The sequence below is a fragment of the Luteimonas sp. A537 genome (assembly GCF_054052065.1).
Genome location: NZ_JBSVRH010000001.1, coordinates 677,413 through 690,523, shown reverse-complemented (window position 1 = coordinate 690,523; position 13,111 = coordinate 677,413). Strand labels below are relative to the sequence as shown.

9 protein-coding genes are annotated in these 13,111 nt (G+C 63.3%); all 9 read left to right on the top strand.

Going from position 1 to position 13,111, the window contains the following annotated elements; translation table 11 throughout:
* The first annotated feature begins 11 nt into the window (after positions 1–11).
* The 9 genes from ACW7GZ_RS03190 (at position 12) to ACW7GZ_RS03150 (ending at position 13,083) form a co-directional block, all read left to right on the top strand.
* Positions 12–1,457, top strand: a complete 1,446-nt coding sequence (locus ACW7GZ_RS03190; RefSeq protein WP_457007790.1) for an aldehyde dehydrogenase family protein — start codon at positions 12–14, stop codon at positions 1,455–1,457.
* Positions 1,458–1,482: 25 nt separating this feature from the next.
* Positions 1,483–2,160, top strand: coding sequence for a glutathione S-transferase family protein (locus ACW7GZ_RS03185; RefSeq protein ID WP_457007788.1), 678 nt, complete (start codon positions 1,483–1,485; stop codon positions 2,158–2,160).
* Between the two features lie 295 nt (positions 2,161–2,455).
* Positions 2,456–4,828: a TonB-dependent receptor gene (locus tag ACW7GZ_RS03180; protein ID WP_457007786.1), complete on the top strand. Its 2,373-nt coding sequence runs from the start codon at positions 2,456–2,458 to the stop codon at positions 4,826–4,828.
* Between the two features lie 24 nt (positions 4,829–4,852).
* Complete coding sequence (locus ACW7GZ_RS03175; RefSeq protein WP_457007784.1) at positions 4,853–5,443, top strand: carboxymuconolactone decarboxylase family protein; 591 nt, start codon at positions 4,853–4,855, stop codon at positions 5,441–5,443.
* A 78-nt stretch (positions 5,444–5,521) separates the two neighbouring features.
* Positions 5,522–6,808 (top strand): MFS transporter, encoded by a 1,287-nt coding sequence (locus ACW7GZ_RS03170; RefSeq protein WP_457007782.1) that lies wholly within the window; start codon positions 5,522–5,524, stop codon positions 6,806–6,808.
* A 15-nt stretch (positions 6,809–6,823) separates the two neighbouring features.
* On the top strand, positions 6,824–8,545 hold the full coding sequence (locus ACW7GZ_RS03165; RefSeq protein ID WP_457007780.1) for a thiamine pyrophosphate-binding protein: 1,722 nt from the start codon (positions 6,824–6,826) through the stop codon (positions 8,543–8,545).
* A gap of 99 nt (positions 8,546–8,644) precedes the next feature.
* On the top strand, positions 8,645–11,251 hold the full coding sequence (locus ACW7GZ_RS03160; protein WP_457007778.1) for a TonB-dependent receptor: 2,607 nt from the start codon (positions 8,645–8,647) through the stop codon (positions 11,249–11,251).
* A 75-nt stretch (positions 11,252–11,326) separates the two neighbouring features.
* Positions 11,327–11,629, top strand: coding sequence for a DUF1330 domain-containing protein (locus ACW7GZ_RS03155; protein WP_457007776.1), 303 nt, complete (start codon positions 11,327–11,329; stop codon positions 11,627–11,629).
* A gap of 29 nt (positions 11,630–11,658) precedes the next feature.
* Positions 11,659–13,083: an MFS transporter gene (locus ACW7GZ_RS03150; protein WP_457007774.1), complete on the top strand. Its 1,425-nt coding sequence runs from the start codon at positions 11,659–11,661 to the stop codon at positions 13,081–13,083.
* Positions 13,084–13,111: the final 28 nt, after the last annotated feature.

Genomic DNA, 13,111 nt, shown 5'->3' with positions numbered 1-13,111 from the left:
TGGAGAAAGAGATGCGCGATTGCCTGGAGTTCTACATTGACGGGGCATGGGTGGCGCCGGTCAGCGGCACGGTGCTGGACGTCATCGACCCGACCACCGAGCAGGTATCGGGGCGCGTCGCGCTGGGCGGCGAGGCGGATGTCGACCGCGCCGTGGCCGCAGCGCGCAAGGCGTTCGCGACCTACTCGAAGACCACCCGAGAAGAGCGCATCGAGCTGCTGCAGCGCATCGCGAGCGAGTACGAGGCGCGCAAGAAGGACATGGTCGACGCGCTCATCGCGGAGCTGGGCTGCCCCATCTGGCTGGCCGAGCAGGCGCAGGTGCCGCTGCCCGCCACGCACATCAATGTCGCCATCGACGTGTTGAAGGATTATCCGTTCGAAACGGTGCGCGGCAGCAGCCTTGTGCGCCGCCAGCCGATCGGGGTCTGCGCGCTGATCACGCCGTGGAACTGGCCGGTGGCGATGATGGTGACCAAGGTCATCCCGGCGCTGGCGGTGGGTTGCACGGTCGTCCTCAAGCCGGCCGAGTTCGCACCGTATTCGGCGAAGGTGCTGGCCGACATCCTCGATGCAGCGGGCGTGCCTGCCGGCGTGTTCAACATGGTGTACGGCGACGGCCCGACCGTGGGCGCCACGCTCAGCGCGCATCCGGACGTGGATGCCGTGTCGATCACAGGCTCGACGCGAGCGGGCATCGAGGTTGCGCGCAACGCTGCACCCACGGTCAAGCGCGTCCACCAGGAGCTTGGCGGCAAGAGTCCGAACCTGATCCTCGAAGACGCCGACCTGCAGAAGGCGGTCAGCGCGGGCGTGCGCTACATGTTCATCAATTCCGGCCAGACCTGTTCCGTGCCCTCGCGCATGCTGGTGCCGCGCGCGCAGCAGGCCCGAGCGGTGGCGATCGCGAAGGAAACCGCCGACACGCTGCAGGTGGGTGCCCCCGACAGCGGCGCCTTCCTCGGGCCGGTGATCAACGCAGCGCAGTGGCGGAAGGTCCAGGGCCTGATCGAGCAGGGCATCGAGGAGGGCGCGACCGTGGTGGTCGGCGGCCCCGGCAAGCCCGAGGGCCTGGAGCAGGGCTACTATGTCAGGCCTACGGTGTTTTCAGACGTGCGCAACGACATGACGATCGCCCGGGAGGAAATTTTCGGGCCGGTGCTGGCGATCATTCCCTATGACGACGAAGACGAAGCCGTCCGCATCGCCAACGACACGCCGTACGGCCTCGCCGCCTACGTGCACGCCGGCACCATCGAGAAGGCGCGCGAAGTCGGTGCCCGCGTCCGGGCAGGGCAGGTCAACCTCAACGGCGACCTTGACCTGCTCGATCCTTACACGGCGTTTGGCGGCTGCAAGATGTCGGGCAACGGGCGCGAGTGGGGTGCGTTCGGGTTCGATGCGTTCGTGGAGGAGGTGTCGTATGTCGGGTACAACCCTGCCGATGCGGCTGGCTGATCCGTCCAGCCGAAGAGGTCGATGAGTGGAAATCTACAGCAGCGCGGTGTCCCCTTTCAGCGTCCGGGTGGCATTGGGTGCCGCTGCCAAGGGGCAGGAGGTCAGGACCAGGAGCCTGCCGGCAGGCGGAGTCCGCTCCGATGAGTTCCTGCACATCAACCCGGTCGGAAAAATTCCGGTGCTGGTGACGGATGATGGGCATGGAATTGCCGAGTCCGCCGCGATCCTGGGCTACCTGGAGCACTGCTTCCCGTCGCCATCATTGCTCCCTGTCGAGGCCGCCGCCAGGGCGAGGATGGATTCGGCGTGCAGGATCGTGGATCTATACTTTGCCGCACCCGTTATCCGCCTGTTCCGCCAGCTTGATCCCGCGGGACGCAACGACGATGCAGTCGGCCAGGAAGTCCAGGACTGGATCCGCGGTGCGAGGCTGCTGTCGGAGATCGTCGCGTCGCCATCGGGCAAGGTGCAGGCGCCATGGTCGATGTTGGATTGCATGCTTGCACCCACGCTGCACCTTTCCCGGCGGATCAGCGCAATGCTGGATCTGCCGGAGGACCCGGCCGTTACAGGTGGGCTCAAGCATTGCCATGACAGCTACATGGCGCATCCTGGAATCGGCCCGTTCCTGCGCGCGCTCAGCGATGCGCAGCACGATTACGACCTCTCCGCAGGTCGTCGGTCGGTGCGTTCGCATCATTGAGCCGGCTTGGCCGCGGACGCCGGAACGTGCCGGTGAGCGCGGCGTAGTCCTTTCGCGAAGGAGTATCTGCGTTGGCTTCTTCCGCGCATGTGGCAAAAGGCACGGTCACCGGCACGCGTTCAGCGCGTGGTTTTCGGCAGCGATACAAGCTTCCCGTGTCCGTCGTGCGGAGCGCCTCGTTTGTCGCGAGGCGTTAACTGCCGGAGGCAGGGGGATTGTTAGGGTCATCACACGAAAGACGGACCGTGTCCAAATCGGATCTGCTCCGTTCTATTGCAACTCTTGGGAGAGAGCCATGCGTAGGAAGATCCTGTCTGTGATGTGCAGTGCCGCATCCATTCTTGCAATGTCAGCGGCCGCGAACGCACAGGACGGGGCCGCCGTTGCAGAGGAATCTCCCAGCGCCACGCCGACGACGCTTGATGCCGTCACGGTGACCGCGCGCAAGCGCACCGAGTCTATCCAGGACGTACCGGTTGCAATCACCACCATCCAGCCCGAGGCGCTGGAGAAGAACCTGGCGACCGATCTGTCGAAGATCGGCGAGGTCGCGCCCCAGGTGATCATTGGCCGCGCCTCCAACGGCACGGGAGGCTTCCTGACGATCCGTGGCATCAGCTCCGCCACCTCCGATGCGGGCCTCGACCAGAGCGTATCGGTGAGTGTCGACGGCGTACCCATGTCCCGCGGACGCGTGATCAATTCCACGGTATACGACCTCGCCCAGGTGGAGGTGCTGTCTGGCCCCCAGGCCTTGTTTTTCGGCAAGAACTCGCCGGCTGGCGCCATCTCCCTTCGTACCAAGGATCCGACGGACGCGTTTGAAGGCTATGCACGCATTGGTTACGAGGCCGAAGCCAGCGAACGCTACCTCGAGGCAGCGGTGTCGGGCCCACTCGCCGCGACGCTGAAGGGGCGCCTGGCAATACGCGCAAGCGCGATGGACGGATGGATCAGGAACGTGGCCGAACCGGTTGCCGACCCCATCCGTCCCGAGTACACGGTGCCGGGCGCGACGTTTGGCGATATGGGGCCCGACGGCGACAACGTGGCAGCCCGGGCGACGCTGCTATGGGAACCGACTGATGATTTCAGTGCGAACCTCAAGCTGACGTACGACGCCCAGACCATGAATGCGATGAACGCCTATGTGGAGCTTTTCTGCTCCGGGTCGCAGACGGTTCCATCGATTTCCGGCATCCCGATGCTGCAGTCGGACTGCAGGAAGGACAAGAGGAAAGCGGAGGGGTCGTTGCCGGCCGAGTACGCGGTCAATTGGCCCTACGGCAACGGCGGCGTTCCGTTCTACGATTCCAAGTTCTTTCTCGGCGGTTTGACCTTGAACAAGGACTTCGCCCGTCACACGCTTGTTTCGACTACGGGCCTCTACAGCCAGGAAATCACGGGCAGCAACAACGCTGACTACACCGAGTACTCCCTGCTTTGGAGCAGTCAGCAGGAGGATTACGACCTGTTCACCCAGGAGTTCCGCCTCAGTTCGGACTTCGACAGCCCGATCAACTACCAGGTCGGCCTGTACTACGAAAAGAGCACGCGGGACTGGTTCAACGCCGCCGACCTGTTCCACGGTGGCTTCAACGAGATGGCGCAGAACTGGACGACGTTCGAGACGGAGGCGTCCGTCGACTCGAAGACGATCTCCGGTTTCGCGCAGCTGCAATGGGATCTGAATCCTTACTGGGAGCTGGCCGCGGGCGCGCGCTATACCAAGGATGACAAGACCGGGCGGTTCTGGAACGAGTCGATCGGCGCTACCGCGATGTCGCTCGTTCCCGTGGGCGAGGTGGTGCACGCCAACTTCTCCGGAAGCAATATTTCCCCGGAAGCCACGTTGCGCTGGAAGCCAAGCAGGAACCAGACCTATTACGCTGGCTACAAGAGTGGCTACAAGTCCGGCGGACTCTCCAACGGCGCGATCCTCCAGTCCAGTGCCAACCCCGAAACGCTGAAGTTCGATGAAGAGGAAACCGACGGGTTCGAGGTCGGGTACAAGGCGACGCTGGCCGATAATCGCGTGCGGATGGATATCACCGCTTACCAGTACGACTACGAAGGTTTGCAGGTCGCGACCTTCAACCAGAACACCATCAGCTTCACCATCGGGAACGCCGCCGAGGCCCGTACAAAGGGCGTTGGCGCGTCACTGCAATGGCTGGCGACCGACCGGCTTTCGCTCAATACGAACTTTGGCTACAACATCGCCAAGTACACCGACTATCGCAATGCACAGTGCTATTCCGGGCAGACGGCAGCCCAGGGTTGCGTCGGCGGCGTCCAGGAGCTGACCGGTGAATACCTGGTGCGTGCGCCGCGCCTGACCGCGAACCTTGGCATGGACTATCGGGCCGATATTGGCGCCAACTGGCTGGCCGATTTTTCGCTTGGTGCGGGCTACAGCTCGGACTACCAGACGCAGCCCGACAATCATCCCGGCGCAATCCAGGATTCGTTCTGGCGCTTCAACGCCGGCGTGCATCTGATGCCGGTGAGCGAGCAGTTCCGGATCTCTCTGATCGGGCGCAACCTCAACGATGAGTACTACCTGATCGCGACGGCATCGTCGCCCGGCGGTCCCGCAACCCAGCACACGGGAACGTTCGCCCGCCCGCGGGAGATCGCCCTGCAGTTCGAGTACCGCTGGTTCTGACGAACAACGAGAACGGAGAAAGACATGGCGCGAATCAAGCCGATGATGAAGCCGGGTGACTACCCGGCGGATGCGGACGCATCGACGAAGGAAGCAGTCAAGGCATTGTTCGATCACATGTTCCCTGGAGTCGAGAATCCGGAGATCCCCGGCAAGTCAGCGGCCTTCGGCACGGTGGCAAATGATCCAAAGCTTGCACTGCGCCTGGTCGGCTTGAGCGACTACGTCGTGCGGGAGATGCCCTTCACCAGTACGCGCCGGGACCTGCAACAGCTCATGGTGCAGACCTTGAACTGGAGACTGGGCTGCGATTTTTCGTTCCAGTCGCACCTGGATCCCGCGGCCGCCGCAGGTATCAGCCTCGAGCTGCAGGCGCTGATTCCCTTCTGGGAAACTGCGAATGCCTTCACTGACGAGCAGAGGCTTGTCATGGAGTACACCGTGGCGGTCGTGGACAGCGATGTACCCACCGAGCTCTACGGTCGGGTGGCCACCCACTTCGGTGACCAGGACACGCTGGCGCTGACGGTTGGCATTGCGTGGTGGTCCTTCTGGGCCATGATCATCAATGCCACGAAGACCGAGTTCGATTTCGGCTTCCAGGCCGATCGCTGAGATCGCCCCGGGGACTCGCCTGATGACATGTTCCTGCGAGTGAGATCACTTGGTCATGCCACTACTGGCGGAAGCCCCATGCTGAAGACAGCGCCCAGGTTCTATGGGTGGTTCCTGGTAACGGTGCTCGCCTGCATTGTCGGCATCAACTTCGGATTCTGCTACACCGGCGCAAGCGTGACCAACGCCAGCATGGCGGCGGAGATGGGCTTGAGCCGCAGCATGCTTGGGCTGGGATTCACGGCGTTCGTGCTCATGGTCGGCTGCAGTGCGCCGGTAAGTGCGCGCCTGGTCAATCGCCATGGCCCACGATTCACGTTGGCGCTCGGGTCCGCGCTGGTTGCGATCGGAGCCCTGTTGCTGACCATCGTCGTGGACAGCGGCTGGAGTTATGTCGCCGTCTACGGCGGTGTCGTGGCGCTTGGCAGTGGGCTGGGTGCGCTCATCCCGGCGCAGAGCTGTGTCACGAGCTGGTTCATCAAGAGCCGGGGGATGGCGCTGGCGATCGTGCTCACCGGCAGTGGCGTGGCAGGGTCGATCGCCGCGCCGCTGATCAATCAGGCGATCACCTTGAACGGGGGCGACTGGCGCGGGGGCTGGTACTGCGTCGTGGCCGCCGCGTGCGTTTCGTTCTCCCTCACGTTGCTGTTCGTGAAGAACAGGCCGGAATCGATCGGTCAGCGGCCCAATGGCGCCTCTGACGAAGATGCCGCCGTAATCGACGTGGCGCAGCCCGTGCGGCGGGTGTGGACGCTGCGCGAAGCGGCCCGGACCCGGGCATTCTGGTTCATAGGACTGGCCGCCGTTGGCGAGACCGTTCCCAGCAGCGCGGTCCTGGCGCATGGAGTCCCGCATCTGCGCGATCTCGGGCACAGCCCCGAGGTCGCCGCCTCTGCGATCAGCGTATTTGCGCTGTCGAGCGTTTTCGGGAAGCTTTCGGCCGGTTACCTGTGCGATCGGTTCGACCCGCGCAGGATGTGGACGATGTTCATCCTCCTTCTGTCCGCTTCGGTCGTGGTTGCAACACTTGCCCACAGCGTAACGATGATGCTGGTCTTTGCCCTCCTGCTTGGCGTCGGTGCAGGAGGGGCCTTGACCTGCTGGCACTCGACGGTCGCGAGCTACTTCGGACCCGGATCGTTCGCCACCATCCTGGGTTCGCAGATGCCGCTCAGCAACGCATTCGCAGCGCTGGCGCCGTTCCTGACCGGACTTGCCTTCGACCGGTCCGGGACCTACGTGTCGGCGTTTTATTTCATGGCCATCCTCGGCGCCGTGCTGGCGGTGGTCGTCCTGATGGCGCCGAGCCCCGAAAGTACCGCCGCGGCGGTCACGCGAGCCCGAAAGCGCCTTGAGCATCCTTGACCAGCGGAGTGACGCATGAAGATTCATGAGCGAATTGTTGAACTGTTCGAAGCGGAGGGCATCAACTCCATCTTCGGCATACCTGACCCGAGCTTCTTCTCGATGTTCCTGCATGCCGAATCGCGTGGATGGAACGTGGTTGCGCCGCACCACGAGGAAGCCGCGTCGTTCATGGCCGAGGCGTCCTGGCGGATGACCGGAAAGCCGGCGGTGGTGATCGGAAACAAGGGGCCTGGCGTTGCCAACCTGGTATCGGGCGCCATCCATGCGGCGAAGGAAAATACACCGACGATCTACATCGGCGGCCAGCGACACCGCTTGTACGAACAGCGGGTACGCCGGGGAAAAATGCAGTACGTGAGCCAGACGGGCATGTTCGAATCAGCCATGAAGTACGTCGGCGTGATCGAGTATCCGGAGCAGACCGACGAGATCGTGCGCGAGGCGATCCGGCGGGCGCTGGGCGGAGTCCCCGGTCCTGTCTACATCGACTTCCCACAGAACGTGCTTGGCGCCGACCTGGTCGTGCAGCCGGCACTGAGTCCGCGACAGTACCGCCTTGTCGGCCAGCAGGCCGGAACCGATGCGATCGCACATGCGGTGGAACTCCTGAAGGCGGCCGATTCGCCGATCCTTCTGGTGGGGCAGGGCGCGCACGTGACTCGCTCACACGCTGCTGTTGGTGTATTGGCCGAGGCCCTCGATTGTCCGATCATCCAGACTACGGGCGCGCTAAGCGTGATCGAAGGCATGGATGGGCGCACCTTCCCCTACGGGACGTCCGTCGCCAACGAGATCGTGGGCGAGGCCGACGTGGTGGTGGCCATCGGCACCGAGATCGGCGAGCCGATGCACTACGGTCGCGGGCATCATTGGAGCCGGGGCCGCACAGACCGCAAGTGGATCTACCTTGAAAACGACCCGCTCGCGATCGGAGTCAACCGGCCCATCGATGTTCCGCTGGTCGGCGACCTGCGCTCGGTGGTGCCCCAGCTTTCGGCGGCAGTAAAGGGCACAGTTGACCGTCGTTGCGCGAAGCTTGCAGGTTGGGCCGCCGCGCATGCCGATCTCAAGCAGAAGGCGTTGGCGTCCGTCCCCACGACTTCGAAGCCGATCCATCCCGCGACACTGGCGGTGGAAGCAACGCGTGTATTGCCCAAGGACGCGGTGATTGTCCGCGATGGTGGTTCGTCGAGCCTGTTCTTCACGGAGTTCCTGCAGATGCGCCCAAGGGACTTCTTCTGGAACCAGAACTACGGAAGCATCGGGCCCGGCCTGCCGTATGCGGTTGGCGCGCAGGTCGCCGTGGGCGACTCGCGGCGAGTGGTGCTGCTGACCGGCGACTCGTCGTTCCAGTTCCATATCGCCGAGCTCGAAACCGCCGTGCGCAAGAACCTGCCCGTCGTGTCAGTGATCTGGGTAGACCACGCATGGGGCATCGAAGTGGCGTCCTATCGCGCGTCGCTGGGCAAGGACACGGCTGAGACGGAGGGGCATTGGGGCAAACAGGTGCGCTTCGATCGCATCGCGGAAGGCTTCGGCGCGCATGGCGAGTACGTGGATCGGGCGGAAGACATCGCGGCGGCGGTGGAGCGTGCCCTGGCATCCGGCAAGCCGGCGGTCGTGCACGTGGAGATTGATCCGGAGGCCAACGCGGACATGCCGAACTTCCCCGGGATCAAGGAGTTCCGCACGTGGTACGGCGAGGAAGGAGACAACCTCGGCAGCGCTTACTGACGGGGACCTGGCGCGCGCCGACGCGGCGCGCGCCAGGGCGTATCAGATCAGGGTCTAGGCCTCGAACACACGAATATATGATGCATCCTGCATAAAACATTGAACTGGCGAGGTGCGTTTGGCCGCGTTCGGGCCTGGCCGTTGCCACCTGACGAAGTTCCATTACGCCCGGCCTACGTCATTGGCATGCCGGGCCCATCGACAAGCAAGCCGGGGGTAATCATGTCTGGAACGAAAAAAGCATTGGCAATCGCAGTAGCGGCGGTCCTTGCGTCGCAAATCGCCGCCCCTGCGGATGCCCGGGAGGCGGTGGCCGGACATGGTGCCGATACGCCCGAAATCGCCGAAGCACAGGGCGTCGACCCATCCACAGGCTCCGCCACCACGCTCGATGCGGTGGTGGTCAGCGCCCGCAAGCGCAAGGAGTCCATCTTCGAGGTCCCGGTGGTGGCCAACGTGCTGACACAGGAGACGCTGGAGCGCACCAAGGTCGATGATCTCTACTCGATCGCCACCCGCGTCCCGAGTCTGCTGCTTGGCAGCGGAGTGACCTCGAGCGGCGTCCAGGCGTCGCTGCGTGGCATCGGTACGACCGCGATCAATCCGACCATGGACAACTCGGTGTCGCTGAACATCGATGGCCTGTCGCTGAGCCAGGGCGCGGCCTATGGACTGGGCATGTTCGACGTCGCCCAGATCGAAGTGTTGAAGGGTCCGCAGTCGCTTTTCTTCGGCAAGAACAACACCGCTGGCGTGATTTCGCTGCGCAGCGCCGACCCGACGGACGAGGTCGAAGTGATCGGAAGGATCGGTTACGAGGCCGAGGCCGAGGAGAAGGTGGGCGAACTGATCATCTCGGGACCGCTCAGCGATTCGCTCAAGCTCAGGCTCGCCGGCCGGTTCTCCGACCAGGAGGGCTATTTCAGGAATGAAGCGGTGGCTGTTCCAGGACTTGGCGGTCGCACGCCAGACTTCAAGGACTACGCGCCGGCCCGGGAAACCCTGCTGCGCGGTACCGCGTTGTACGAGCCCAGTGATCGTTTCAACGCGCGCCTGAAGCTCAACTACAGCGACTATCGGGTGAACGGCGCCGCCTCCGGATTCCAGAGCGTCCATTGCCCCGAAGGTACCGGTGGCGTGCCCCCGATCGGCATCTCCTTCCTGGAAGGCGAGGACTGCAAGGCTGACCGCGTGATCCGGCGGCCCTGGTTCGACCTCACCGCATTCCCGGATGCCGGCGAGAACGGCGGCATTCCATTCGAAGACAGCACGCAGCTCTTCGGAACGCTCGAGATGAACTTCGCCATAGGCGACGACCTGACCCTGACTTCGGTCACCGGTCATTACGCCAATGATTTCCGGTCACTGTTTGCCGGCAGCACGTCGTCGGTGGGGCAGCTGATGGCACAGACCTACCAGTTCGACAACAAGCAGTTCAGCCAGGAACTGCGGTTGTTCTCGGACTATGCGGATCGCCCCGTGAACTTCATGCTTGGCGCCTTCTATCAGAAGGGAGAGATCCGCAACGAAACCGACATCGGCGGAAACATCCTGTTTGGCCTGCCGCGCACGATGCAGCACGTGCTCAACATCGTGGAGATCGAGGCCACGTCGGTGTTCGGCCAAGCCATCTGGGACGTCAACGACAAGCTGGAGATCGCCGCGGGTGCGCGTTGGACCGACGAAACGCGTTGGCACTCGCTGTACAACTTCGATGCCGGTGTTGGCCCGATTGGCTGGTCGGATCGCCTGGATCCGAAAATCAGCGCGTCCAATGTTTCGCCCGAAGCGTCCGTGGCCTACAAGGCCAACGAGGACCTGACCCTGTTCGCCTCCTATCGGACCGGATTCAAATCCGGCTCGTTCATGGGCATCAACTTCACCGCGCCCGATCGCCCGGCATCGTTCGGTGAAGAAGAGGCCAAGGGTGGCGAGGTGGGTGTCAAGTTCCGCGCATTCGACCGCAAACTCTCGGCGAATCTTGCTGCCTACGATTACAAGTACACCGACCTGCAGGTGGGCGCGCTTGAGCTGAGCGACGTCGGCAACGGCAGCTACCTGGTCTTCACCCGGACCTTGAATGCCGCATCGGCGAACGTGCGTGGTGTCGAGTTCGACATGACCTATATGCCCGATTCGGTCAGCGGCCTGATGATCAATGCCGCGCTGAACTACAACCACGCCCGCTACGATTCCTTCACCAATGCACCTTGCGGGAATGGCCAGACCATCGCCCAGGGTTGCGACCAGTTGTTCAATCCCGGCACCGGTCGCTACTCGGCACAGGACCTTTCAGGGCGGCGACTGGTGCGGGCGCCGGACTGGAGCGGATTCCTGTCCTTCGATCACGAAATCTACCTGTCCGACGGCAAGCGGATCAACTATGGCGCGGGGCTGAACTACGTCTCCGAGTACGCCACGACCCTGGTCGATCCGCCCGGCTTCCCGCAGGACTCCTTCGTCAAGTACGACGCACAGGTAGCGTTGAGCGGGGTCGACAACAAGTGGGAGATCGCGTTGATCGGCCGCAACCTGGGTGACGAGAACGTTGTCGGCCGCTGTTCCAACGACAACAGCCAGAACGGCGGCATTCTCGGCGGGCAGGTTTCCGGAGCCGAGCAGGGTGGCCCGGCGGGCCAAGACGAGGGCAGCTGCTTCGTGGAGCGTGGCCGCGAGGTATGGGCGCGCTTCTCCTGGCGTTTTTGAGTTCCGCCAGGGCAGTGCATTGCGTGCACTGCCCCATCGGACGGATCTGCATGTTCCATTCAACGAGGCAATGAGATGGCTGGATACGTTGTGATCATTCGTAAGAAGACGACCGACCCGGACGGCTACGCAGCCGCGCTGGAGGCCTACTCGGCACATGCTAACCAGTCGCCGCTGGACAAGCTGACCCCGATCGCCACGCGCAATACCCGATTCGAGGTGGTTGAGGGAGACAACATCGAGAACGTGGCGATGCTCAAATTCCCCGAATACGCCGATGCGCTCGCCTGGTACACCAGTGATGCGTACCAGCGCGCGATTCCGCATCGACAGTCAGTCGCCACGTTCCACGCCATCGTTTTCGAAGGCAAGGACTGACCCGTTTGTCGGGCAGCGGAAATGCAACCATGCAAGGATCCGCCATTCGCACCTGGCCCATCCTGATCGCGCTGGTGTTCGCCGAGATCACGTCCGCGTTTGAAGTGTCGATGATCTTCGCGGCGATGCCGAGATTCGTCGGTGTGTTCGGCGACCCGCTGAAGGCGGGGTGGATTCTGACAGGGTGTCTCCTCGTGTCGGCGGTTGCCGCAGCCTTGTGTGCCCGGCTGGGTGATCTGTACGGCCGGCGCAAGGTGCTGCTGATCGTACTCGCCGCATGTGCGGTGGGGTCACTGGTCAGTGCGTTCTCGACAACGTTGGGCGGCGTGGTCGCGGGCACGGCCATACAGGGATTATCGGGAACGATCCTGCCCCTCTGTCTGGGCCTTGCAAGTGAGCGCTTGCCGCGCAAGCGGGTTCCGTTTGCCGTGGGGGTCATCGTGGGTGCGGTGATGGCGGGCGGAGGCGGCGGCCTTCTTCTTGGCGGCTGGCTCGTCGATCGCTTCGACTGGCATGCGATCTTCTACTTCAGCGCGGGCTTCGCAGCTATCGGGACCATCATGGTCCTGCTGTTCATTCCCGCACGAAAGGCAGAGGTCGTGGCAAGGCCGAAGATGGACGTGTTTCGGGGCGTGTTGTTCGCTCCTGGAATCGTGCTGCTCATGTACGGGATCGGGCAGGCCCGCGTATGGGGGCTGACGGATCAGAGAACCCTGCTGATGATGACTGGCGGGAGTCTGATTCTCGGCTACTGGTTCCTGCACCAGTGGCGCGAAAGCTATCCATTGATCAACGTGCGCCTGATGGGTGTGAGGCCCATCGCGGCGGCCTATCTATGCATGGGCTTCCTTGGAGCAGGGGCGTTTCAGTTCGGCTACGTGCTTTCGTTGTTCATGCAGCAGCCATCGGAGTACGGCGGTCTCGGCCTGTCGGCAACGACGACCGGCGCGATGCTCGGCCCCGTGCTGTGGGCAGGCATCCTGGGTGGCCCGGTCTCCGGGAAGATCAGCGCGCGCTACGGCCCGCGCTCTGCTGCGCTGGTGGGAACGGTCATGCTGGTGGCCGGATGGAGCATCCTCATGCTGGCGCGGCATGAACTTCCGGCGCTGATCGCCGCAGGCCTGCTGCTTGGGCCGGGTCTGCCAATTGTGTATGCAGCCCTGCCTACCATCATCATCGAACACGCACCGCCAGAGCGCGTAAGCGAGGCCGTTGGCGTCAACAGCGTGGTTCGCTCGATCTTCCAGGCGGTTGGCGCGGCCATGATTGGATTCCTCGTCACCGTCGACACGATCCGGGTTCCGGGAAGCGACGTGCACTATCCGAGTCGACTGGCATTCGACTGGACCTTCGGCTACGTGGCCGGAGCCTGCGGCATCGCCATGCTGGTGATGATCATGCTTGGATCCATGAAGAGCCGGCAGCCGGCCATCGTTCCCCTGCCGATGCAGTAACCGGAAACGTCACGGAACACCGCAACAA